Source organism: Agromyces sp. Soil535, assembly GCF_001428255.1.
Lineage (GTDB): Bacteria > Actinomycetota > Actinomycetes > Actinomycetales > Microbacteriaceae > Agromyces.
The window spans coordinates 91,361-113,071 of the sequence record NZ_LMRW01000029.1; the positions used below are offsets into that span (position 1 = coordinate 91,361).

Annotated in this window: 23 protein-coding genes; 10 read left to right on the plus strand and 13 right to left on the minus strand. The window is 74.0% G+C overall.

From position 1 onward, the window contains the following. Positions 1-95: 95 nt before the first annotated feature. Positions 96-488 carry a DUF5997 family protein gene (locus ASG80_RS22105; protein ID WP_056734829.1) on the plus strand — a complete coding sequence of 131 codons (393 nt, stop codon included), beginning with the start codon at positions 96-98 and terminating at the stop codon, positions 486-488. A gap of 51 nt (positions 489-539) precedes the next feature. On the opposite strand, the gene ASG80_RS22110 is transcribed toward ASG80_RS22105, so the two are convergent. Continuing rightward, the gene (locus tag ASG80_RS22110) at positions 540-1,193 is read right to left on the minus strand and encodes an alpha/beta hydrolase (protein ID WP_056734831.1); all 654 of its coding nucleotides are present in this window, start codon (positions 1,191-1,193) and stop codon (positions 540-542) included. A gap of 107 nt (positions 1,194-1,300) precedes the next feature. Here ASG80_RS22110 and ASG80_RS22115 point away from each other — a divergent pair, with 107 nt between their 5' ends. Further along, positions 1,301-1,882 (plus strand): NUDIX hydrolase family protein, encoded by a 582-nt coding sequence (locus ASG80_RS22115; RefSeq protein WP_056734833.1) that lies wholly within the window; start codon positions 1,301-1,303, stop codon positions 1,880-1,882. Positions 1,883-2,178: 296 nt separating this feature from the next. Here ASG80_RS22115 and ASG80_RS22120 read toward each other — a convergent pair whose 3' ends face one another. The 6 genes from ASG80_RS22120 to ASG80_RS22145 all read right to left on the minus strand — a co-directional run bounded on the left by ASG80_RS22120 (position 2,179) and on the right by ASG80_RS22145 (position 8,374). After that, positions 2,179-3,135, minus strand: a complete 957-nt coding sequence (locus ASG80_RS22120) for a nucleoside hydrolase (RefSeq protein ID WP_056735038.1) — start codon at positions 3,133-3,135, stop codon at positions 2,179-2,181. Positions 3,136-3,172: 37 nt separating this feature from the next. Next, positions 3,173-4,537 (minus strand): FAD-binding oxidoreductase, encoded by a 1,365-nt coding sequence (locus ASG80_RS22125; RefSeq protein ID WP_056734835.1) that lies wholly within the window; start codon positions 4,535-4,537, stop codon positions 3,173-3,175. Between the two features lie 97 nt (positions 4,538-4,634). After that, positions 4,635-5,138: a GNAT family N-acetyltransferase gene (locus ASG80_RS22130; RefSeq protein ID WP_056734837.1), complete on the minus strand. Its 504-nt coding sequence runs from the start codon at positions 5,136-5,138 to the stop codon at positions 4,635-4,637. Positions 5,139-5,371: 233 nt separating this feature from the next. Continuing rightward, positions 5,372-6,931: a DEAD/DEAH box helicase gene (locus ASG80_RS22135; protein WP_056734839.1), complete on the minus strand. Its 1,560-nt coding sequence runs from the start codon at positions 6,929-6,931 to the stop codon at positions 5,372-5,374. A 274-nt stretch (positions 6,932-7,205) separates the two neighbouring features. Then, entirely contained in the window at positions 7,206-7,835 is a 630-nt protein-coding gene (locus ASG80_RS22140; RefSeq protein ID WP_056734841.1) for a DUF1684 domain-containing protein, read from the minus strand. Further along, positions 7,832-8,374, minus strand: a complete 543-nt coding sequence (locus ASG80_RS22145) for a hypothetical protein (protein WP_056734843.1) — start codon at positions 8,372-8,374, stop codon at positions 7,832-7,834. Before ASG80_RS22145 ends, ASG80_RS22140 begins: the two co-directional genes overlap by 4 nt. Positions 8,375-8,513: 139 nt before the next feature. Between ASG80_RS22145 and ASG80_RS22150 the strand changes: the two genes are divergently transcribed. Beyond that, positions 8,514-9,779: a hypothetical protein gene (locus tag ASG80_RS22150; protein WP_056734846.1), complete on the plus strand. Its 1,266-nt coding sequence runs from the start codon at positions 8,514-8,516 to the stop codon at positions 9,777-9,779. Positions 9,780-9,980: 201 nt separating this feature from the next. Beyond that, positions 9,981-10,544 carry a 2-phosphosulfolactate phosphatase gene (locus ASG80_RS22155; protein WP_056734847.1) on the plus strand — a complete coding sequence of 188 codons (564 nt, stop codon included), beginning with the start codon at positions 9,981-9,983 and terminating at the stop codon, positions 10,542-10,544. Positions 10,545-10,591: 47 nt separating this feature from the next. Here ASG80_RS22155 and ASG80_RS22160 read toward each other — a convergent pair whose 3' ends face one another. The 3 genes from ASG80_RS22160 to ASG80_RS22170 all read right to left on the minus strand — a co-directional run bounded on the left by ASG80_RS22160 (position 10,592) and on the right by ASG80_RS22170 (position 13,218). Beyond that, a complete protein-coding gene (locus tag ASG80_RS22160; RefSeq protein WP_056734849.1) occupies positions 10,592-11,212 on the minus strand; it encodes an ABATE domain-containing protein in 621 nt (206 codons plus the stop codon). Between the two features lie 97 nt (positions 11,213-11,309). Then, positions 11,310-11,807, minus strand: a complete 498-nt coding sequence (locus ASG80_RS22165; protein ID WP_056734852.1) for a SprT-like domain-containing protein — start codon at positions 11,805-11,807, stop codon at positions 11,310-11,312. A 115-nt stretch (positions 11,808-11,922) separates the two neighbouring features. Continuing rightward, positions 11,923-13,218, minus strand: coding sequence for a sorbosone dehydrogenase family protein (locus tag ASG80_RS22170; RefSeq protein ID WP_082590884.1), 1,296 nt, complete (start codon positions 13,216-13,218; stop codon positions 11,923-11,925). 47 nt (positions 13,219-13,265) lie between these two features. Between ASG80_RS22170 and ASG80_RS22175 the strand changes: the two genes are divergently transcribed. From ASG80_RS22175 to ASG80_RS24055, 3 genes are read left to right on the plus strand one after another with little or no spacing between them, the layout of a single operon-like run. Further along, positions 13,266-14,027 (plus strand): LamB/YcsF family protein, encoded by a 762-nt coding sequence (locus ASG80_RS22175; RefSeq protein WP_056734853.1) that lies wholly within the window; start codon positions 13,266-13,268, stop codon positions 14,025-14,027. Continuing rightward, complete coding sequence (locus ASG80_RS24050) at positions 14,024-14,656, plus strand: allophanate hydrolase subunit 1 (RefSeq protein WP_056734856.1); 633 nt, start codon at positions 14,024-14,026, stop codon at positions 14,654-14,656. The genes ASG80_RS22175 and ASG80_RS24050 overlap by 4 nt, the downstream gene beginning before the upstream one ends. Next, a complete protein-coding gene (locus ASG80_RS24055; protein ID WP_056734858.1) occupies positions 14,653-15,513 on the plus strand; it encodes a biotin-dependent carboxyltransferase family protein in 861 nt (286 codons plus the stop codon). Before ASG80_RS24050 ends, ASG80_RS24055 begins: the two co-directional genes overlap by 4 nt. A gap of 7 nt (positions 15,514-15,520) precedes the next feature. Here the strand turns inward: ASG80_RS24055 and ASG80_RS22190 are convergent, their stop codons facing one another. Together ASG80_RS22190 and ASG80_RS22195 are read right to left on the minus strand one after the other, a co-directional pair. Next, the gene (locus tag ASG80_RS22190) at positions 15,521-16,381 is read right to left on the minus strand and encodes a spermidine synthase (RefSeq protein WP_235508447.1); all 861 of its coding nucleotides are present in this window, start codon (positions 16,379-16,381) and stop codon (positions 15,521-15,523) included. Between the two features lie 70 nt (positions 16,382-16,451). Further along, positions 16,452-17,222 (minus strand): spermidine synthase, encoded by a 771-nt coding sequence (locus tag ASG80_RS22195; protein WP_056734862.1) that lies wholly within the window; start codon positions 17,220-17,222, stop codon positions 16,452-16,454. Positions 17,223-17,333: 111 nt separating this feature from the next. Here ASG80_RS22195 and ASG80_RS22200 point away from each other — a divergent pair, with 111 nt between their 5' ends. Beyond that, positions 17,334-17,690, plus strand: coding sequence for a group 1 truncated hemoglobin (locus tag ASG80_RS22200; RefSeq protein ID WP_056734864.1), 357 nt, complete (start codon positions 17,334-17,336; stop codon positions 17,688-17,690). A 44-nt stretch (positions 17,691-17,734) separates the two neighbouring features. On the opposite strand, the gene ASG80_RS22205 is transcribed toward ASG80_RS22200, so the two are convergent. Beyond that, positions 17,735-20,398 (minus strand): LuxR family transcriptional regulator, encoded by a 2,664-nt coding sequence (locus tag ASG80_RS22205; RefSeq protein WP_056734866.1) that lies wholly within the window; start codon positions 20,396-20,398, stop codon positions 17,735-17,737. A gap of 441 nt (positions 20,399-20,839) precedes the next feature. Here ASG80_RS22205 and ASG80_RS22210 point away from each other — a divergent pair, with 441 nt between their 5' ends. Together ASG80_RS22210 and ASG80_RS22215 are read left to right on the plus strand one after the other, a co-directional pair. Beyond that, on the plus strand, positions 20,840-21,217 hold the full coding sequence (locus ASG80_RS22210) for a hypothetical protein (protein ID WP_056734868.1): 378 nt from the start codon (positions 20,840-20,842) through the stop codon (positions 21,215-21,217). A gap of 1 nt (position 21,218) precedes the next feature. Next, on the plus strand, positions 21,219-21,623 hold the full coding sequence (locus tag ASG80_RS22215; RefSeq protein WP_056734870.1) for a hypothetical protein: 405 nt from the start codon (positions 21,219-21,221) through the stop codon (positions 21,621-21,623). Positions 21,624-21,711 lie beyond the last annotated feature (88 nt).

Here is a 21,711-nt window from a genome sequence, read left to right on the forward strand (position 1 = left end):
CGGCCTCCCCACAGCCTAGCGACGGCGGCGGCTGGGACCCGTGCGCGGACGCCGCACAAGCGGGCTACGGTGTGAGGGTGAGCCAGTCCCAGTCGATGAAACCCGAGACCGCCGCCAAGAAGCTCGGCATCCTGCTCGAGGCGGCGCCCGAGGACTTCCGGGAGGGCGTCGTGACCCGGGACGAGCTGAACGCGCTGCTGGCGGACCCGCCCGAGTGGCTGCAGGTGCTGCGCCGCGAGGGCCCCCACCCCCGCACCGTCGTCGCCGCGAAGCTCGGCGTGTCGAACTCGGGGCTCGCCCGGGGCGGGGTCACCGAGCCGCTCACGACCGCCGAGATCAAGGCGTTGCTCGTGGCGCCGCCGCAGTGGCTCGTGCAGGAACGTGCGACCCAGGCCGCGGTACGCGCCGAGAAGCGCCGTGTCGCCGAGCGCGACGCCGAGCGGGCGGCGCGCCATGCGGGTGGCGGCGGAGGCGGCGCGGGCGTCTGACCCGCGGCATCCGACGACCGTTCGCCAGGCCGTCGTCGCGCTCGCGCGACCTCAGGCGGCGGGCGCGAATCGCGCCCGGATGAACGCCGAGACGTCGGCGAGCTCGCGGTCGGACACCGAGTGCCCGATGCCCTCGTAGATGCGCTCGTCGAGCGTCGAGTGCGCGGGCAGCCACATCTGGGTCTGCTCGACCATGCGGGCCGGCACGACCTCGTCGGCCGCGCCGCGGCCCCAGAACACCGGCGGGGCGAGCTGCGACATCCGCTCATCGCCCTCGCGCTCCCCGCCGAGCGCGAACCCGGCGAGGTTCACGACGAAGGCGAACCGCTCCGGTGCGCGGCGCAGGAGCTCGAGCGCCATCGCCGCCCCCTGCGAGAAGCCGAGGAGCCCGACTGGGCTGGCATCGGGAGCGACGCGGTCGAGCCATGCCAGGATCGCGTCGGCCGTGTCGACCGCGCCCTCGAACCCGACGTCGCCCGTGTCGTGGTCGACGACGCGGGGGAACCACGCATAGCCGTAGTCGGAGGCGATCGGCGCGCGCAGCGATGCGATCGCGGGCTCCAGCGGCAGGTAGGGCGCGAGGCCGAACAGGTCGCCCTCGTTCGAGTTGTAGCCGTGCAGGAGCAGCAGCAGCGGTCGACCCTCGCGGTCGGTCGCGGAGGCCGACCAGAGCACGGCTTCGTCGTCGACGCGCACTTCGGGCATGGGTCCTCCGCTCGGGGCTGCAGATGCCGCGAGCCGGCCGGTCCCGCACGCCCGCCTTCGAGCGTACCCGCCTGTGCACGGGCGACTTCGTGAGGCAGAATCAAGGCATGAGCGTTCGCACCCCGGACCCGGACTGGAATCCCGACGACCAGCCCGCCGTGCGTCCGCCGACGAACCCGGGCTGGCTCACCGACCTCGAGCTCGCGGAGATCCGCGGCCGCCTGCCGTTGCTCTACGTCGAGGCGGTGCCGGTGCGGGTCGACGGGCTCGGGCAGGTGACCGAGGTGGGGATGCTCCTGCGCGCGAACGCCGTGGGCGAGATGACCCGCACGCTCGTCTCGGGGCGGGTCATGTACGGCGAGACCATCCGCGACGCCCTGTTCCGGCATCTCGAGAAGGACCTCGGGCCGATGGCGTTCCCGCTGCTGCCTGCGAGCCCGGTGCCGTTCACGGTCGCAGAGTACTTCCCGCTGCCGGGCCTCTCGCCGTTCACCGACGAGCGCCAGCACGCGGTGTCGCTCGCGTACGTCGTGCCCGTCACGGGCACGTGCGAGCCGCGCCAGGACGCCCTCGAGGTGACCTGGATGACGCCCGACGAAGCGGTCACCGAGAGCATCGCCGCCGAGATGGAGGGCGGCCGCGGCGTGCTGCTCAGGCAGGCACTGGCGTCGGTGGGTGCGCTCCACTAGTCGACCGGGCCCGCAGGCGGCGCCGCTGCCGTCCCCTCGACTGGCCTCGATCGTCCACGTCTGCACCTGCCATCGATCGAGCGGGTTTCTCTCCGCAGCATCGGTCGACCTGTCGACCTGTCGACCTGTCGACTTGTCGACTTGTCGACTTGTCGACTTGTCGATTTGTCGAGTGCCTACTATTCGACCGATGCTGCGGAGAGGCATCCATCCCCAAGGCGGCTCGAGCCGGAAGGAAGCCGGCACGCGTGCCGTGCGGCTCATCGGCCACTGCCCGCGGTCGGACACGCCCACGCCTAGGCGCGAGCCCCGAGCGTGTCGAGGAACAGGCGCGCGATGCGTTCGGCGTCGACGGCGAGCGCGACCTCGACGTTCGTCCAGCCGTCGGCGAGGCCATGTGCGTCGTCCCGGCCGGGGGAGAAACGCAGGTCGACGAGCGTCTGCCCGCGCCCGTAGCCGGCGAGTTCGATACGCACGGGCCGCACCTCGGTGCGGAGCGCGAGCGGGTCGACGATGGAGCACACGGCACCGGCATCGCCGATGAGCCCGGTGTACTCGGCGAGTTCGTCCTCTGAAAGAGCCACGCGATGGCCGAGCAGCGCCCCGACGACCCGGGCGAGCGGGTCGTCGCCGTGCTCGAGCGCCACCGCGACATCGTGGTCGACCGCCACGCGGTTGAACACGTCGAGCCCGTACATATAGGTGGGCACGTTCGCGTCGAGCACGATCGTGGCCGCCTCGGGGTCGTGCCACACGTTGAACTCGGCGACGGCGGTGGCGTTTCCGACGCTCGCAGAGCCGCCCATGAACACGATGCGCTCGAGGTTGCCCGCGACCTCTGGATGGGTGCGCAGCAGCAGGGCGAGGTTGGTCTGCGGTGCGAGCGCCACGAGCGTCACCGGCCGGTCGTGCTCGAGGATGAGCCGGCGCATGAGCTCCACGGCGCCTGCCTGCTCCGCCCGGCGCCGGGTGGGCGGCAGGGCGATGCCGCCGAGTCCGTCGGCGCCGTGCACGTGCCGAGCGGCACGTGCAGGCTCGAGCAGCGGGCGAACGGCGCCGGCGGCGACGGGGATCGCGGGTGCGCCCGCCGCGTCGAGGATGCGGAGGGTGTTGTCGACGACCTGGGCGAGCGGAGCGTTGCCCGCCACGCACGAGATGCCGAGCACGTCGACACCCGGATGCCGCACCGCGAACAGGATGGCGAGTGCGTCGTCGACGCCCGTGTCGACGTCCAGGATCACGGGAACGCTCATCGGATCACCGTAGCGCGCCACCGCGGCGCGGCCGCGCTCACGTGAAGTCGCGGTTGCCGCGGAAGCGAGCCTCGGGGTCGACCGTGGCCTTGACGTTCGCGGCGCGCGCCACGTCGGACTCGGCGTACGCGCCCGAGTACCCCACGTGCGGTGCCAGGAAGGTGCAGAACGTGCGGTCGGATGCCGCGCGCCCGAGCGCCGCCCGAAGCGTCGCATATCCCTGGCGCACGGCCTCGGCGGCCGCGGGCACGCCGATCGCGTGCCCGCTCACGACGTGCGGTTCTGCGACGGCGCCCGCGATGCCGGGGCGAACGGGCGCCGCGGCGAGGGCTCCGCCGAGCACCCGCATCGACAGGCCCATGATCGGCTGCGCGGCGGGCGACTCCCACGCGGCGAACAGCCGGTCGAGCGCGGCGTCGTCGAGGGCGGCGAACACCGACCAGCTGAACCCGGGCGAGGGGTCGGTGGGTTCCTCGGCGATGCCGCCGAGGTCTTCGACCGCCACCGGACCGACCGTGTCGGCCACGACGGTGCCGGCGCCGCGGATGCCGTCGAGGATCGCGCGCACCTCGTCGGAGGCGCCGAGCTCGGCGAACTCGGCTGTCACGATGGTCTGCCCGCGCAGCTCGGGCGGCGCCTGCTCGACATCGGGGATGCGCACGACACCCGCCTGCAGCGCCAGGGTGTCGGGTGCGCCGCGACCGGCTTCCATGACCGCGTGGAACACCGCGGCGGCATCCGTCGGGGCGAAGACGATGCGGCCGCCGGTGATGACCGGCGCCGGGTGCAGGTCGATCTCGATGGCCGTGACGATGCCCAAGGCGCCGCCCGCGCCGCGCATCGCCCACAGCAGCTCGGGGTCGTCGGCGTCGCGGAGCCAGCGGTGGTGCCCGTCGGCCGTCAACAGCTCCACGGCGCGCAGCGAGCTCGACGCGAAGCCGAACGCCCGGCTGAACCACGAGTGTCCGCCGGCGAGCGTTAAGGCGGTGGCGTTCACCACGACGCTCGAGCCTGTCATCGCGATGAGGTCCGTGCCGGCGAGCGCGTCGAGCACCCGGCCCCACTCGAGGCCCGCGGCGACGCGGGCGACCCTCGCCGCGACGTCCACCTCGATGCGGTCGAAGGCCGCAGTACGGACGAGCACCGTGCCGTCGAGCGTGCCGGATGCCCCGTGCCCGCTCGGCTGCACGGCGAGCTCGAGCCCGTCGGCGCGCGCGGCCGCGAGCAGCGCCTGCAGTTCAGCGACGTCGGCGGGCGCCGCGACGGCAGCCGGGTGCTGGTCGATCACGAGGTTCCACGGCGAGCGCACCGCGTCCCATCGGGCATCGCCCGGGAACGTGAGCCGGTCGCCGAGGCTGGCGGCGAGGGCGTCGAGTGCGGGGTGCGCAGCGGCGTCGGTCATCGGAGATCCTCCCGTGGCATCCGTCGGCGAACGACGCCGACTCGCCTCACGCTAGCGACGACCGCCGACGACCGGAACCCCGGATCCGGGTCGGTCCTCAGCGGACCAGGCGCACCTCGTGGATCTCCTCGCCGAGGAACGGCTGCACCTGCTCGGCGCCGTCCGCGGTGAAGCCGTTGCGCTCGTAGAAGCGATGCGCGCGGGGGTTGTCGGAGGCGACCCAGAGATACACGGGGTCGCTGCCGACCGCGGCGTCGAAGAGCTTCTGTCCGATGCCGGTGCCGTGGTAGGCGTCGAGGAGGTAGATGAAGAAGAGCTCGCGTTCGCGCGGCGGATTCTCGTCGCGCGCGGGCCCCGACCCGACGAAGCCGACGATCTCGCCGTCGACGAGGGCCGCGAACTGGTTGTACTCCTCGCCGCGGGCGGCCATGTGGGTCCAGAGCTCCGCCATGCGACGCGGGGAGAGGTGCTCGAATGCGGCTGCGCTGATCAAGTGGTCGTACGTCTCGTGCCAGCAGGTCGCGTGGACCCGGCCGAGGGCCTCGACGTCGGAATCGCGGATGGGACGGACGACGACTTCGGCAACAACATCGGTGCTCATGTTCCGAGGCTAAGCCAGCGCGCGCGCGACACGAAATCGAGCGCCGGGCGATCCTTCCCGCTCGGCGCGAGCGCCTGCAAGGGCCCAGTGATGCCGAACCGGCCGGACTCGGCCCATCATGGCAGCGCCGGGGAGCGCACGACACGTGCCCGCGGGAACGCGTCGGTCGACGAGGGTGCGCGTACGCGAACGGCCCCGATGAGCGAGCTCATCGGGGCCGTTCGACGCGGGGGTCAGCCCTGCGCGCGACGGTTCGTGCGGGTGCTCCGCGACGGCGACACGAGGCTGCCGACGCGGAGCGGCTGCTTCGCGGTCGAGCGAGCGGATGCCCCGCGCTGCGCGCCCGAGGTCTGCGCGCCGCGGCTGTGGCCCGCGCCGTGCTTCGGGGCGTGCGCCTTCGCCTCGGCCGGACGGCCGGAGCGGTCGCGGCGAGGCGTCGCGGGGGCGACATCCGACTGGCCGCGGCCGCGACTGCGACCCTGGCCCTGACGTGCCTCGCCGCCGAGGCCGGCACCGGCCTGCTGGCCATCGCGCGCGGCGCGCTTGCGCTGGGCGTTCGCGCCCTGCGACCGTCCACCGCCGCCCTGCTGCTGCTCGCGCGGCACGGGCTTGACGTACGGCGCGACGTCGCCGACGAGCGTCGTCACCGACGGCGACGCCGCGGTCACGCGCTCGGGCGTCACGGTGATGGCGGCCTTCCGGAGGAGCGTCTTCAGGTCCTGCTTCTGCGCGGGCAGGCACACGGTGACTACGTCGCCCTCGCTGCCGGCGCGGGCGGTGCGGCCCGAGCGGTGCAGGTACGCCTTGTGCTCCGTGGGCGGGTCGACGTGGATCACGAGCTCGACGTCGTCGACGTGCACGCCGCGCGCCGCGACATCCGTGGCCACCAGCACCTTGACCGAGCCGTCGCCGAAGGCGGCGAGGTTGCGGTCGCGCTGCGGCTGCGACAGGTTGCCGTGCAGGTCGACCGAGGGGATGCCCTGCTCGGTGAGCTTCTTCGCGAGCTTCTTCGCGTGGTGCTTGGTGCGCATGAACAGGATTCGGCGGCCCGTGCCCGACGCGAGGGTCTTCACGAGCTCGTTCTTGGCGTCGACGTCGTCGACCTCGAACACGTGGTGGGTCATCGCGGCGACGTGCGAGGTGGCCTCGTCGACCGAGTGCAGCACCTCGTTCTGCAGGAAGCGGTTGACGAGCTTGTCCACGCCGTTGTCGAGCGTCGCCGAGAACAGCAGGCGCTGGCCGCCCTGGGGCGTCTTGGCCATGATGCGGGTGACGACGGGGAGGAATCCGAGGTCGGCCATATGGTCGGCCTCGTCGAGCACCGTGATCTCGACGGCGTCGAGGGTCACGTGGCCCTGCTGCATGAGGTCCTCGAGGCGACCGGGGCAGGCGACGACGATGTCGACGCCGGCGCGCAGCGCGTCGACCTGGCGCTTCTGGCTGATGCCGCCGAAGATCGTGGTGGTCTTCATGCCGTAGGCGGCGGCGAGCGGTGCGAGCACCGCGTCGATCTGCGTGGCGAGCTCGCGGGTGGGCGCGAGCACGAGGCCGAGCGGGCGGCCGGGGCGGCGCTTCCCACCGGCAAGCGCGCCGCCGAGGCGGGCGGCCATGGGGATGGAGAAGGCGAGGGTCTTGCCCGAGCCGGTCTTGCCGCGGCCGAGCACGTCGCGCCCGGCGAGCGTGTCGGGCAGGGTGTCGACCTGGATCGGGAACGGGGAGGTCTTGCCGTCGGCGGCGAGAGCCGCGACGAGCGGAGCGGGCACGCCGAGCGTGCTGAAGGTGGTGTCGGTCACTGGTGCCTTTCAGGCAGGGAACCATCGCTGGTCGAGACGACGCGCTGCGGCGATCTCGGGACCCGGCGGTGGGAATGGGCGAAGGCGCCGGTCGGCGCATCCGTTCGCCGTATGAGAGTCAACGGGCCCCTGCAGCAAGCACAGTGCCCGGAAGCGTTTCTACGACGCAGGCGGGCGCGTTCGTCGCGCTCGCCATGGGCCAGCATAGCGGATGCCGCTGCACGGTCCCTGCGTGCAGGGTGAGGAGGCGCGAAGCGCCGTCTCGGAACCGTGCTCAGCGCGGCATCCGCTCGCCCACCGGGATCTCCTCCCGCAGCGTGTCGCCCGGCTGCGCGAGCGGGCACGACCACGACGGGTCGTAGGCGCACGACGGGTTGTAGGCGAAGTTGAAGTCGATCACGAGGCTGTCGCCGTCGGCGCCCGGCCCGAGGTCGGCGCCCTTCACGGTGTCGATGAGATAGCGCCCGCCGCCGTACGTGCCGCCGGGCGCGCCGGCGAGGCCGTCCTTCACGGGCACGAACAGGCCGCCGCCGTACCCGGTGAGGCGCCACACGTCGAGCGTGCCGAGGTACGGGACGCGCACCGTGCCCACGAGGGAGAACGGGATGGGGCCGTCCGTGGCGCTGTCGATCGTGATGCGCACGGGTTCCTCGGTTCGGCGCACCTCGAGCTCGAACCGCCAATCGGGGTCGTAGCGCGGAACCCTGAGGCCCGTGAACCTCGCCCGGTCGTCGGGCAGGAGCGGGGACTGCGGATGCCCCGCGAAGAGCTCGTCGCGTCCCGACTTCCAGAGCTCGTGGCCCGCCGCGGGGTCGTGGATGCACAGTTGCCGCACGCCCGCGTAGAGCCCGAACACGCGGCGGCGCCAGTCCGCGAGCTGGAGGGCGCCGATGGAGTCGCTCATACGGGCACCCCCGCGGCGTGGCCTGCTGCGTGTGCGGAGGCCGCGGCATCCGCGGTCCCGGGCGGGTCGTACGACCAGCCGGGGGCCAGGCGCCGGAGCCGCATGCCCCGCCACTGCCAGAACGCCCACGTCGGATACCACGCGACGAGGTCGACGGCGCCCGCACGGGCGAGCAGCTGGTCGCGGTAGAGCGTGCGGCCGTCCGGCAGCTCCGAGATCGCCATGCGGTGGTCCCACCGCTCGAACACGGCGAGCGGGCCGGTGAGCGCGCCGCCGCCGTCGCGCAGCATCCGCACGCCCGTCGGCAGGCCGCCGGGGTAGCTCACGTCGACGAGCTCGTCGCCCGCCGGGAAGCGGCGGAACGCGAGGGCGCGCACGCGGTGCTGCCCCTCCGGCCACGTCGTAGGCAGGCCGCCGTCTTCGAGGGAGGAGAAGTCAAGCCACGGGGCGACCACCTCGCGCAGCACCGCCGGGCTCCGGAGCGCGCGCCACGCGGCATCCGGCGTGCAATCGAGCGTGAGTTTCAGCAGGACCCGCATGAGCCGAGAGTAGGACGCGTGGCAGCGACTGCCAAGGACCTCCGGTGGATTCATGGCGCCCGTGCGGCGTCGCCGAGCCTCGCGGGGATGGACCCGAATGCCCAGCCGCAACGCACCGGCACGTCCTAGACTCCGGCACATGGCCGACGGATTCTGGTGGTTGCCCTCCCTCGTCGTCTTCGGCGCCACGGCCATGGCGGTCGTCGTCGGCGTCGTCGGGTTCCGCCGCGTCGGGGTGCGACGGGAGCGCGCCGCGCTCGACGAGGGCCGTGCGCTCGAGGTGCGCGCCAAGGGCCTGATCGTGCAGGCCGACACCGCCGTGCGCGAGGCGGATCGCGAGGTCGCGTTCGCCGAGGCGCAGTTCGGTGCCGTGGTCGCACGCGACGTGCGCGACGCGCTCGAGACGGCGCGGGCGCGGCTTCGCGAGGCGTTCCTGCTGCAGCAGCGGCTCGACGACGCCGAGCACCATACGGCGGCCGAACGCCGCAGTTGGAGCGCGCGCATCGTCGATCTCTGCGAGTCGGCGCTCCGGGCGATCGGCGAGGCGGAGGCTGCGCTCACCGCACGTCGGCGGGTCGAACGCGACGCGAGCGAGGGTGTTCCCGCGCTCCGCGAGGATGCGGCTCGGCTCGCACGTCGTCGGGATGCCGCCGCCGCGGCGCTCGACCGCCTCGCCACCCGCTTCTCGCCCTCGGCGCTCGGCCAGGCGCACGGGGCATCCTCGCGCCTGGACGCCGCGCTGGCCGGAGCGGCGGCGTCGCTCGATGAGGTGGAGCGACGCCTCGCCCGGTCGGAGCCCGCGGCCGAGCTGCTCGGCGACGCGGCCGACCTGTTCGGGAGGGCGTCGCGCGACCTCGCCCAGGTGGAGGGAGCCGAGCTGGAGCTGGCCGCCGCGCAGGCCGGTGCCGCCGAGGCGGCCGCCGCGCTCGACGGCGAGCTCGTGGCTGCCCGGCAGGAACGCGACAGGCAGGAGGACGCGGCGGCGCAGGCGGCCCTGGGTGCTGCGATCGGCGAGGCGTCGGCGATCTTGGCGGCTCGTGCGGATGCCGCGGCCGATCCGTTCGCCGACCGGGACCGGCTGCGCGCGGCACGCGATCGGCTGGAGGTGGCCCGCGCCACCGCACGGAATGCCCAGGGGCGACTCGACGGCGCGCGCGGCGCGCTCGGCGGGGCGATCGCGATCGCGGAGAGCCAGGCACGCGTCGCCCGCGCCGCGATCGAACGGGGTGGCGCCCGCATCGGCGCCGACGCGCGCACACGACTCGCCGAGGCCGAACGGCAGCTCGTGATCGCCCGCCAGGAGCCCGACCCCGTGGCCGCGCTCGACGCCGCCCGCCGGGCCGCGTCCCGGGCCAGCGACGCCGAGGCGCTCGCCTCCTTCGACACGATGGGCGGCGGCAGGTAGCGGATCCGCACCTGCCGCACCACCGGGCCGCGGGCGCGCCCGGCTGCGGGCCACACGGCCGAATGCAGGAACTTCCGCGCGACACGCGTCTCCCACACGGGTGGTGTGAGCGGCGTGTTGGGCGGAAGTTCCTGCAGACGCCGCCGAGGGGCCGCAGGGATTCGACCTTTGCGGGCTCGGGCGGCGGGTTAGCCTGTCGCGGTGAGCGATTCGAGCACGCCGTTCGGCCAGGCGAAGTACCAGGTCCGACTCGACTGGGGCGCCGAGGGTGCCGAGCGCATCCTGCCGAGAGCGCACGTCGTCGTGATCGTCGACGTGCTGCCGTCGCCAGACGGCGAGGCGATCGCCACGACGCTCGCCGCCCGCGACCTCGTCGTGCTGGCGGCATCGCTGCGTAATCGCACCGCGGTGGCCCGGCGCGTCCGCGCTCTGCAGGAGGAGCGCGGGGAGCGGATGATGGTCGCGATCGTCGCCGCCGGCGAGGACACCGGCGGCGGGCTCCGCTTCGCTATCGAGGACCAGCTCGGCGCGGGCGCCGTCGTCGACGCGCTCATCGCACTCGGGATCGACCACACGTCGCCCGAGGCCGCCGTCGCGTGCGCGGCGTTCGAGGGCCTCCGGCACGCCGCCACCCACCTGATCGGCGCATCGGGAAGCGCGGTCGAACTCGTCGGAGCGGGCCGACGCCCCGAGGTGCGGTCCGCGACCGGGGTCGACGCCTCCGAGGAGGTGCCCGAGTTCCGCGACGGCATGTTCCGGGTCTAACGCCCGGGCTGGCCGGGGCCGTCCGATCGCGATGACCGCTGCCGGGCTCAGGCCACGGCCTGCCCGGCCCTGCGGGCCCGGTGCGCACGCACCTTCGCCCTGTTGCCGCAGCGCTGCATCGAGCACCACCGGCGGGTCGCCGCCCGCGACGTGTCGAGGTAGACCATGGTGCAGTCGCCGCCGTTGCACTCCCGGATCCGCTCGGCGTTGGCGGGGTCGAATAGGTCGACCGTGTCGCGGGCGATGGTGGACAGCGCCTGGCCGACGGTCTGCACCGAACGGCCTGCCTGGCGGGAGCCCCCTGCGAGTGCCGGCGGGATGTCGGGCGTCGCAGCGTAGAGGTTCACGAGGTCGATGTCGGCCGAACGCGCGGGCTCGCCGTGGGCGGCGGACTGCGCCATCCGCCCGATTGCGCCGCGCAACGAGGTCGCGTCGAAGAGGTCGCGCGAGCGGGCGGCGCCGACGGCCACCGGAAAGCGTTCGCGAAGCCACGCGGTGAGGTCGTCGGGCGCGTGCAGGCGCTCCGACGCAGCGCCGTCGCCGATGCCGCCGAGCGCGCCGGTGTATGCGAAGTCGAGGGCGAACGAGCCCGAGTCGAACCACCAGCGCGTGCCCTCCACCGAGGTGAACCACTGCCCGACGGGGATGGACACGGTGGATACGGGCATGCAACCATCCTAGCTGGTTACGGATGCCGCATCCGCACGCCTGGGCAGCGCATGCGCGGGCGGGCATGCGTTCCGGCCGCCCGGCCGAGGCGGCGCTTCAGCCGGCGGCCGCGCTCGCGGCCCGCCGCCGCACCACCGGCGTGATCTCGCGATGACGCCAGACGATGAGGTTCGCCCGGTCGAATCCACGACGGCACAGGCCGCAGCTCAGGGGGCGCTGGGGTTCACGGTAGCGGAAATGCTCGTGGCCCGCGGGACACCGGCCCACCCACGGCGCGAGCTCGTGCGCGACGTCGCCGTCGTGGGTGCGGCGACCGACGTAGCCGAGGTCCATTGCGATGGTCGCCCACTTCGGTCCGTGCCCGGCTCGCGGCCCCGCCATGGCATGCGCGACCTCGTGCAGCAGGATCTGGTGGATCTCGTCGTCGTCGTACCGGACGGCGAGGTACCGCGACACCGAGATGTGCTTCGCGGTGTAGTTGCAGAGACCGGCGCGCTTCTTCGCGTTGTCGAAGCCGAAGCTCCACACTCGCGGATCGAGGTGCAGCACGATGAGCGCCTCGGCCCACCGTCGCACGCGCTCGAGATCCGCCATGGGATGAGGATAGACCCGGCTGTGGGCCCGCGGGCGGAGGCGGTGACCCCCGAACGGGGAGCGTTTTTTCGCGGTCCCGATCCGCAGTGCGACGCGCCGGTCGCGGCGGTGATCGCTAGGTCGGCGCGAGCCGCACGCGGAACAGCTTGTCGTCGCCGGGGGAGGGCACGCCGCGCCCGTCGGTGTTGTTGCCGATGAACCAGAGCTCGCCGTCGGGGCCCGCCGTGACGTCGCGCAGGCGCCCGAGCTCCCCGACGAACCACGGCGTCGACGAGAGGGCGGCCCCCGAGGTGGCCGGGGCGATCGACCACAGCCGCTCGCCGCGCAGCGCCGCGAGGAACAGCGTGTCGCCCACGATCGCGAGCCCGCTCGGGCTGGCCTCGGCCGTCGACCACTGCATCACCGGGTCGACGAACCGCGGGTCGCCGGCCTGGCCCTCCACGAGCGGCCAGCCGTAGTTCGCGCCCGGGGTGATCCGGTTCAGCTCGTCCCAGGTGTTCTGGCCGAACTCGGCCGCCCACATCTCGCCCGCGGCATCCCAGGCCAGGCCCTGCGAGTTGCGGTGGCCGAACGACCACGTGTAGTTGCCGAACGGATTGCCGGGAGCGGGTCGGCCGGTTGGCGTCATCCGCAGGATCTTGCCCGAGAGCGAGTTCGGGTCCTGTGCGGCGGCGCTGTTGCCTGCGTCGCCCGCGGTCGCGTAGAGGAAGCCGTCCGGCCCGAACGCGATCCTGCCTCCGTTGTGGTTGCCGGCCTTCGGGATGCCCGTGAGGACGTCTTCGGGGGCGCCGAGGCCGAGCGAGCCGGGCGCGCCGGTGAGCGGCATCCGCACGATGCGATTGTCGGATGCCGCGGTGAAGTACGTGTACACGTATGCGGGTCGCTCGCCGTTGCCGAGGAGGAAGGCGAGCCCGAGCAGGCCGCCCTCGCCGCCCGGCACGACGCCGGGCACGGTCGCGGCGACCCGGAGCGAGCCGTCGCCCAAGACCTCGACGACGTTCGCAGTGTCGCGCTCGCTCACGAGCACGCCTCCGGAGGGCAGCCGCAGGATGGACCACGGCGCCTGCAGGCCCTGGGCCACGACCTCCACGCCGCCCGACGGCTGCAGCACCGGCGGCGGACCCGTGTGCGTCGGCGTCGCCGGCGGCATCGACGGGGTCGGCGTGCCGGGGGGCGTCGACGGCAGGGTGCTGCGCTCGGGCGCGGGCGCGAGGCATCCGGCGAGGGCGAGGCAGAGCGCGGCGGCGGTCGTGACCATTGCGGCGCGGACGGCGGCGCGTGTGGCCGTGTGCGTGCGCGGGTGGTCGTGCGTGCGCGGGTGGTCGTGCGTGCGCGGGTGGTCGTGCGTACGCAGGCGACCCGGTTCGCGCGGCCGGCCGGCCTCGCGCTCGGTGCATGCCGCGTTCCGCATCCGACCTCCCCGTCCCAGTGTGCGCGATGCTTCGGCAGAATGGGAGGATGCAGCCGGTGATCGACCTGAACAGCGACCTCGGCGAGTCCTTCGGGGCGTGGCGGGTCGGCGACGACGAGGCGATGTTCGCCATCGTGTCGAGCGCGAATGTCGCGTGCGGCTTCCACGCCGGCGACCCGCTCACGATGGCCGAGAGCGCCGGGCGCGCCGCACGGCACGGCGTGGCGCTCGGCGCGCATCCCGGTTACCGCGACCTCGTCGGCTTCGGCCGTCGCGCGCTCGACACGAGCCCGGCCGAGATCGCCGCAGAGCTCCTCGTGCAGCTCGGCGCCCTCGACGGGGTCGCCCGCGGCGCCGGCATCCGCGTGCGCTACGTCAAGGCGCACGGTGCGCTCTACCACCGCCTCGCGGCCGACGAGCCCGCCGCGCACGCGTTCGCCGAGGCGATCGCGCGGTACGACGCCACCCTGCCGGTGCTCGGACCTCCATCGAGCGCGCTCGAGCGGGCAGCGGATGCCGCGGGCCTCCGCTTCGCCCGTGAGGCGTTCGTCGACCGGGGTTACGTCGCCGACGGCTCGCTCGTGCCGCGTGGCGAGCCCGGCGCGGTCGTAGACGACCCGGCGGCCGCGGCCGACCGTGCCCTCGAGCTCGCCGAGACCGGCGGGATCACGGCCGACGATGGGAGCCGGGTCGAGCTGGCCCCCGACTCGCTCTGCCTGCACGGCGACACCCCGGGCGCCGTGGGGATGGCGCGCGCGGTGCGCGACGCGCTCGAGGCGGCCGGCGTCGAGATCCGGGCGTTCGCATGAGCCGGCGGCTCCTGCCCAGCGGCGACTCCGCGCTGCTCGTCGAGTGCGACTCCCTCGAGGAGGTGCTCGCGCTGCACGACGCGCTCGCCGCGGACCCGCGGCCCGGCGTCCTCGAGCTCGTGCCCGCGGCCCGCACGATCCTCGTGTCCGTCGATCCCGCGCGCATCCCGCTCGAGTCCGCGGCGACCTGGGTGCGGCGCATCCCCGCAGAGGCCGTGTCGCGCGTCGCCGGTGCGGTCGCCGACCCTGTCACCATCCCGGTCGCGTACGACGGCGACGACCTCGCGGCCACGGCCGCGGCGCTTGCGGTCTCGCCCGAGGCGCTCGTCGCGCGGCACACCGGGATCCAGTGGCGGGTCGCGTTCATCGGCTTCGCCCCCGGGTTCGGCTACCTCGTCAGCGACGACTGGCCGTTCGAGGTGCCCAGGCTCGCCGCGCCGCGCACGCGCGTGCCGGCCGGGTCGGTCGCGCTCGCGGGGGCATTCAGCGGCGTGTACCCGCGGCAGAGCCCCGGCGGCTGGCGGCTCATCGGCCGCACCGACGCGACCCTGTGGGATCCCGAGGCACCCGAGCCGGCCCTGCTCGAACCCGGCCGTCGCGTGCGGTTCGAGGCGATCGGCGCGGGATGACCCGCCTGCACGTCGAGCACCCCGGCGCGTCGGCGCTCGTGGAGGATCTCGGACGACCCGGCCTCGCCCACCTCGGTGTCGCGGCATCCGGTGCGCTCGACCGCGGCGCCCTGGCGCTCGCGAACCGGCTCGTCGGCAACCCCGACGGCGCCGCCGCCCTCGAGCTCCTCGTGGGCGGGTTCCGTGCTCGGTTCGAGGGCGAGGCGTGGTTCGCGGTGACGGGGGCGTGGGGCCCGGTGATGCTCGACGGGCGGCCGGTGCCGCCGTACACGGCCGCGCGGGCGCACGACGGCGCGGTGCTCGAGCTCGGCACGGCGGCGCGCGGCATCCGCTACCTGCTCGCGGTGCGCGGAGGGCTCGACGTGCCCGCCGTGCTCGGGTCGCGTTCGCGCGACACGCTCGCCGCCCTCGGACCGGAACCGATGGTCGCCGGGCAGGCGCTCGAGATCGGCGCGGAGCCCGCGGCATCCGTGCCCGTGGTCGACCAGGACGTCGCGTTCCCTCCCGCGCAGGGCTCGGTGACGCTCGCCGTGCTGCCCGGCCCGCGCGCCGACTGGTTCACGGATGCCGCGGGCACGGCGCTCTTCGAACGCCCGTGGCGGCTCTCGGAGCACGCCGACCGCATCGGCGCCCGGCTCGTCGGCCCCCCGCTCGGGCGACGCCGCACCGGAGAGCTCGCGAGCGAGGCGACCGTGCCGGGATCGATGCAGGTCGCCGGCGACGGACAGCCGACGATCCTGCTCGCCGACCGCCCCGTGACCGGCGGCTACCCGGTGATCGCGATCGTCGCGCCGGGCTCGCTCGACGCCGTCGCCCAGCTCCGCCCGGGCCAGGAGGTGCGCTTCCGTCACGCCTGAGCGCGCGTCAGCGGCCGGGCTTCGAAAGGAACACCGAGCGCGCGGGCGGCGGCGACGGCACCGCCGTGGCATCCGTGACGACGGGCGCGCCCGCGATGAAGCGACGGAGTTCGTCGCCGTCGACGAGCTTCGCGGGGGACGGATCGCTCGCGAGGCGTCGCGGGAGGCCGGCGAACGGCAGCTCGTCGTGCGAGGCGTACATCACGACGTTGCCGAACCGGCGACCCTTCAGCATCGACGTGTCGGCGGCGATCGCGAGGTGCGGGAAGACGTGCGCGAGCGTCGCGGCCTGCGACCGGGCGAACGCGAGGCCGGCGCCGTCGGCGACGTTCACGGCCACGATGCCGCCCGGCGCGAGCCGCGGTGAGATGAGGCCGTAGAACTCCGCGCTCGTGACGTGCGCGGGCGTGCGCGCGCCCGAGAAGATGTCGACGACGGCGATGTCGACCGCGCCGTCGAGGCCCGACGGCAGCTTCTGCAGCACCTCCCGAGCGTCGCCGTGCCGCACCCGCACCTGTGCGCCACGCGGGAGCGGGAGGTGCTCCCGCACGAGGTCGACGAGGTCGCTCTCGAGCTCGACGACCTGCTGGCGGGATCCCGGCCGCGTGGCCGCGACGTAGCGCGGCAGGGTGAGCGCGCCCCCGCCGAGGTGCAGCGCCGTGATCGGCTCGCCCTCTGGACGCACGAGGTCGATCGCGTGGCCGATACGCCGCACGTACTCGAACCCGAGCCAGTCGGGGCGCTCCAGCTCGACATGGGACTGCGGGGTGCCGTCGACGTACAGCGTCCACGATCCCGGCACCGAGCGCGACTCCTCCAGACGGGCGACGTGGCCGCTCACGGCGAGGCGGCGTTCGAGCTCTGGCACGGATGCCACGCTACCCGCCCTGGATGCCGGCATGCCGCGAGGAGCCCGACGCCCACAGGCCCGCATCCGCTCAGCACGGCCCCCAGAGCGCGGCGTCGAGCCGGTGTCCGGCGAGCACGGCCGAGGGGAACGGCCCTGCGCTGGCGAGTCGCTCGGCGACCCCGTCGGGGAGTCCGTCGGGTGCCGCGACGAGGATCGCGTTGCCCTCCTCCGCGCCCGAGACCACGCCGGGGTCGCCCGCGACGAGCAGCTCCGCGCCGGGGTCGGCCCGGGCGAATGCCCGAGCCTGCGCGCGCAGCCGCGTGAGCCCTGGCGCGTCGGCCACGTTCACGACCACGAGCCCCCCGGGTGCGAGGAGCCCGAGGCATCCGCCCATGAATGAAGGCTCGTCGACGAACGACGGCGCCTCGAGCCGCGCGTAGAGGTCGACGACGACGGCATCGAACCGTGGGCCGCCGGTGGACCGGCCGAGCACGTCGAGGGCGTCACGTGCATCGGCGAGGCGGAGGTCGACGTCGGCGTCGTCGGGCAACGGCAGGCGCGCGAGCACCACCGCGACGAGGTCCGCGTCGTGCTCGACGACGACCTGCGCCGAGCCGGGTCGCGTCGCGGCCACGTAGCGGGGGAGCGTGAGGGCGCCGCCGCCGAGGTGCAGCGCGCGGATCGGTTCGCCCGCGGGGCGCACCGCGTCCAGCACGTGGCCGATGCGCCGCACGTACTCGAAGAACAGCCTCGTCGGATCGTCGGGGTCGACGTGCGACTGCGCGGTGCCGTCGACGAGGAGCGTGATCCCGGTGGGCGAGAACACGTCGGCCTCGAACTCGATGCGGGGCTGCGCCATGCCTGCATCGTGCCACGATCGCGGCCGGCGCGCGGAGTGAGCAATCGTTGCTCAGGCGCGGGGCTCGCGGCATCCGCGACCCTAGGATCAGGACCACGACGAGGAGGCGACATGACCGAGATCTACGACCAGCTCGGCGGTCCCGACGGGCTGCGCACCGCGGTGACGGTGTTCTACAACCGCATCACGGCCGACGAGGAGCTCGGTCCCTGGTTCGAGGGCGTCGACCTCGACCGACTCAAGGCGCACCAGCGCGCGTTCCTCACGGCGGCCTTCGGCGGTCCGCAGGTCTTCTCCGGCCGCGGACTGCGCGAGGCGCACGCCGACCTCGCGATCACGGATGCCGCGTTCGACGGCATGGTGACCACGCTCCTCAGGAGCCTCGCCGACCTGGGTGTGCCGAAGGAGGCCGTCGGCGCCGTCGGAGAGCGCCTCGAGGGGGCGCGCGCGGACATCGTCACCGCCTGATCGCGCATCGCGGGGGCATGACCGCCAAGGGGCGTCCGCCCGGCTCAGGCCTGCAGCTCGTGGCGTCCCCGGATGCCGAGCTTCGCGTACGTGGACTGCAGGTGGTTGTTCACCGTGCGCGGTGAGAGGAACAGCCGGGTCGCGATCTCGTTCGAGCTGAGCCCCTGCGCGGCGAGCGATGCGATCTCGCGTTCGCGCGGCGTGAGCGGCTCCGTGCCCTCGGAGAACCGCAGCAACGGCGTGCGAGCGCCCTCGCAGGCAGCGGCGAGGGACGCGGCCCGCTGCAGGTCGGCCGTGGCCTCGCGACCGCGGCCGTCGGCGCGTGCCGCCTGCCCTGCCGACGCGAACGCCTCTGCCGCGTAGAGCAGGTGGCCGATCGACTCCCACTCGGCGCCCACCGTGCGCAGGGCTGCGGCATCGGCGTCGGCTTCCGCGCGCGCGTGGGCGAGCCGGCGTCGCACCGCGGGGGAGTCGGATGCCGCGACGAGGCGCTCGAGCCGGCCGGCGGCGGTGCGGGCGTGCGTCCTCGCGCCGAACCTCGCGAGCTGGTGCAGGAGCCCCGCCGCGACGCTCACCGCACCGCGCGGCTCGATCACGTCGACGCGCGCGAGGATCGTCGCGGCGGCGGCATCCGGCCGGCCCTCGCCGACGGCGATCCACGCATCGGCGAGGGCCGTGACGGAGTTGTCGACGTCGAGGCCCTCGATGACCCGGGCGCGGAAGCCTCGCGCGAGCCCGAGGTCGCCCTGCTCCGCCGCGAGGATCGCGAGGAAGCAGATCGCGAACTCGCGAAGCGACTTGGGCCCATGCAGCTCGGCGCCGCCCTGCGTGTCGCGGAACCAACGGGCAGCCGTGTCGAGGCGCCCGAGCTGCCAGAAGATGCGCCCCATCAAGAACTCGTCGAGCCGCGCCGTCAGTTCGTCGTCGTGCCGGATCGCGTCGTGCAGCGACTCGATCACGGTGGATCGGGCGTCGTCGAGCCGGTCGGCCGCGATGAGCGCGTGCGCGTGCACGATCTCTGCGCGACGCTGCGGGATGACGGAATGCTCGCCCTTCGCGAAGGCGACCGCGTGCTCGGCCGCGGCGACCGCCTCGTCGCTCCGGCCGAGCGTCGCGAGGGGCATCGCACGCGAGAGTTGAAGCACCGCCTGCTCGAACTCGCTGTCGCCCGAGACGGCCGCAGCGGATTCCACGTGCGCGAGCGCCTCGTGCGCGTACTCGAGGTTCACGAGGAGCACGGCCTTGCTGAGCGCGATCGTCGCCGACTGGCCGGGAAGGGTGCGCTCGAGCGACTCGAGCAGCTCGAGGCCGCGGGCGCTGCCGAGCGGGTCGCCGCCGAAGACGTCGGCACGGGCCGCGCCGATCGCGGCGAGGAGCTCCTCGGGGCCACCGTCGGCGCGTGCGCGCTCCTCGGCGCGCGCGAGCGTCGCGAGGGCGTCCTCCGCGCGACCGAGCGACCAGAGCAGCTCACCGTGCAGGAGCAGGGTTCCCGCGTCGTCGGCGCCTGCGGCCACGGCGGCGGCCGCGAGGCGCTCCGCGGTGCGGCGGTCGTGCGCCATCCGGGCGAGCGCCGCCGTCCGTGCGAGGAGCTCCGCGTCCGACGGGCGGCCGGCGTCGAGCCGCCAGATCGCCACCCGCAGCTCATCGCCGGGGCTCATCGGCCGCGACGCCACCACGTCGGCCTGCTCGAGCAGCAGCGACACCGCGCGCAAGCGCGGGATGCTGTCACGCACGGCCGAGGCGTAATGCGGGTGCGCGAGCCCGACGCGCATCCGCGCGCCCGATTCGTCGACCCGGATCAGGCCGCGCAGCTCGAGCTTCGCGAGCGCCTCGGGCGCCCCCGGGCGGGCGAACTCGTCGAACGCGAGCGGTTCGCAGAGGGCGAGCCGCTCGACGGTGTCGCGCTCGTCGTCGCCGAGCACCCTGAGCCGCGCCCGGATCAGGTCCCGTAGCGCGGGCGTGCCCACCGGCACGCCGACGAGCTGCCAGAGCCCGTCGGCGGCGACGAGCGAGCCGGCCTCGGCGGCCCCGATCGCGAGTTCGCGCAGGAACAGCGGGTTGCCGTGCGAGACGCGGTGCAGCTCCACGGCGTCGCGGTGGGCGATGGGGCCGCCGAGCACGCGGGTGAGGAGCTCGCTCACCTCGTCGACGTCGAGCGGCGCGAGGTCGAGTCGCACGGCATCGCCCGACGCCGCGAGGGAGAGGAGGCCGTCGGGCACGGGGTCGGACTCGCGCACGGTCGCGATGAGCCGCAGCATCCCGGTCTCGACGAGCTGGGCGATGAGCGCGACCGAGACCGAGTCGACCGCCGACACGTCGTCGACCGTGAGGATCGTGCGACGCCCGCCGGCGATGCCGCGCACGGCGGCGCTCGCCGCGGCGAACAGCGCCACCGGCTCGTCGGCCGCGGTGATCATCGCGACGGGGTCCCCGGCGAGCACCGGAGCGAGAGCGCCCAGCGGAACGGCGCTCAGGGCCGTGTTGCCGCTCGCGGCGAGCACGCACCATGCGTCGTCGGCCAGCCGCTCGGCGACGGTGTGCATGACCCTGCTCTTGCCGATGCCGGACGCGCCGTAGACGAGCACGCTGCGCGATGGCCCATTGAGCGCGGCCGTCGCGCGTTCGATCACGGCGTCCCTGCCGACGAGCGGCCACGCCTCGTCGAGCCCTCGCGGCGCCTCCGCGGGTTCCCCAGGTCCCAACGACACCCTCACGCCTTTCGGTCTCCGGCGAGCCCGGTGGATTCACTGTACGGCGCGGTCGCGATCGGGGCACGGCGACGGATGCCCCCCGAACGGGTGAAGCCCTGAGCAATCGCAGGCCGCGTGTGAGCAACGGATGCCGCGTCGTGAGCAACGGATGCCGCGGAATGAGCAGGCGCTGCCCATCCGGCGGCACGGTGCTCCCCCCGATGCTGATCTACGGCAGCCAGCCGCTGCCCAGCGGACCGGATCGGCGCCGCGACCCAGGACCTCCAGGAGGAGACTCCGATGCGATTCCCGTCGCCGACCACAGACCCGGATGCCGCGGCACGTGCGACCCCGAACGTCGTGCCGCGGCATCCGGCCCACCCGGCCTTGGGCCGGCGGGCCAACCCGACCCGACACACACACCACCAACCAGCAACACCACAGAACACGGAGCAGATCATGAGCATGTTCAAGCAGTTCGGCGACATGGCCAAGATGGTGAAGGCCGCTCCCGGCCTCATCGACCAGGCCAATACGCTCGCCGCCCAGTCCGAGGCGTACCGCGCCCAGATGGACGCCCAGGCCGTGCACGCGATGACGGCGCAGGCGGCCCCGGGCAACCTCGAGCCCATCGCGGGTGTCGACCTCGACCGGTACGCACGCATCGTCAAGGGCATCGCCGCCTACGGCTACGACGAGACGAAGCTGCCGCTCGTCGCCGGCCTGTTCGGCGTCGACCCGTCGTCATGGGTCGAGGCGCAGGCCGGCTGGGGTGCGCGCATCCAGGCCGACCGCGGCGTCGGTCGCCGGTTCAACGAGATCTACGCGGCGGTGTGAGATGGGATTCCTGAAGGACCTCGCCACGCTGACCGCCAAGGGCAACGCCGCCTACGCACGCATGGACGTCGGCGCGACCCTGGAGGCCGCGAGCCGGTCGATGGACCAGGCCGGCCGCGTGCTGGCGGCGTCCACGCCGCACGCAGACGAGGAGTGGCTGGAGGCAGTCCGGCTGCGCACCACCGGCACCGTCGTCGATGCCCGCCAGCTGCCGATGGTGATCGGCATGAACGTCGTGGTCGAGCTCGACCTCGTCGTGGCGATGCCGAGCGGCTTCCCGCTGCCGGTCACGCGCACCGAGCAGGTCGCCCCGCAGCACCTGGCACGCGTCGCGCCCGGCTCGACGGTCGAGGTCAGCATCGTGCCCGGGAGGCCGGAGTCGGTGCGCATCGAGTGGGGCGCCTGACGCCTCGCGCTGTATTGCCGCACCACCCGGGACGGCCCCGCGAGGCCCCTGCCGACACCCGAACCGGCGGGGCCCTCGCGTCTTATAC

Coding starts and splice junctions, on each gene's coding strand:
- ASG80_RS22150 (WP_056734846.1), top strand. CDS start 8,514: ATGGCCGACGGATTCTGGTGGTTGCCCTCCCTCGTCGTCTTCGGCGCC.
- ASG80_RS22210 (WP_056734868.1), top strand. CDS start 20,840: ATGAGCATGTTCAAGCAGTTCGGCGACATGGCCAAGATGGTGAAGGCC.
- ASG80_RS22215 (WP_056734870.1), top strand. CDS start 21,219: ATGGGATTCCTGAAGGACCTCGCCACGCTGACCGCCAAGGGCAACGCC.
- ASG80_RS22170 (WP_082590884.1), bottom strand. CDS start 13,218: ATGCGGAACGCGGCATGCACCGAGCGCGAGGCCGGCCGGCCGCGCGAA.
- ASG80_RS22115 (WP_056734833.1), top strand. CDS start 1,301: ATGAGCGTTCGCACCCCGGACCCGGACTGGAATCCCGACGACCAGCCC.
- ASG80_RS22105 (WP_056734829.1), top strand. CDS start 96: ATGAAACCCGAGACCGCCGCCAAGAAGCTCGGCATCCTGCTCGAGGCG.
- ASG80_RS24055 (WP_056734858.1), top strand. CDS start 14,653: ATGACCCGCCTGCACGTCGAGCACCCCGGCGCGTCGGCGCTCGTGGAG.
- ASG80_RS22140 (WP_056734841.1), bottom strand. CDS start 7,835: ATGAGCGACTCCATCGGCGCCCTCCAGCTCGCGGACTGGCGCCGCCGC.
- ASG80_RS22110 (WP_056734831.1), bottom strand. CDS start 1,193: ATGCCCGAAGTGCGCGTCGACGACGAAGCCGTGCTCTGGTCGGCCTCC.
- ASG80_RS22120 (WP_056735038.1), bottom strand. CDS start 3,135: ATGAGCGTTCCCGTGATCCTGGACGTCGACACGGGCGTCGACGACGCA.
- ASG80_RS22175 (WP_056734853.1), top strand. CDS start 13,266: ATGCAGCCGGTGATCGACCTGAACAGCGACCTCGGCGAGTCCTTCGGG.
- ASG80_RS22165 (WP_056734852.1), bottom strand. CDS start 11,807: ATGGCGGATCTCGAGCGCGTGCGACGGTGGGCCGAGGCGCTCATCGTG.
- ASG80_RS22195 (WP_056734862.1), bottom strand. CDS start 17,222: ATGGCGCAGCCCCGCATCGAGTTCGAGGCCGACGTGTTCTCGCCCACC.
- ASG80_RS22125 (WP_056734835.1), bottom strand. CDS start 4,537: ATGACCGACGCCGCTGCGCACCCCGCACTCGACGCCCTCGCCGCCAGC.
- ASG80_RS22145 (WP_056734843.1), bottom strand. CDS start 8,374: ATGCGGGTCCTGCTGAAACTCACGCTCGATTGCACGCCGGATGCCGCG.
- ASG80_RS22200 (WP_056734864.1), top strand. CDS start 17,334: ATGACCGAGATCTACGACCAGCTCGGCGGTCCCGACGGGCTGCGCACC.
- ASG80_RS22130 (WP_056734837.1), bottom strand. CDS start 5,138: ATGAGCACCGATGTTGTTGCCGAAGTCGTCGTCCGTCCCATCCGCGAT.
- ASG80_RS24050 (WP_056734856.1), top strand. CDS start 14,024: ATGAGCCGGCGGCTCCTGCCCAGCGGCGACTCCGCGCTGCTCGTCGAG.
- ASG80_RS22160 (WP_056734849.1), bottom strand. CDS start 11,212: ATGCCCGTATCCACCGTGTCCATCCCCGTCGGGCAGTGGTTCACCTCG.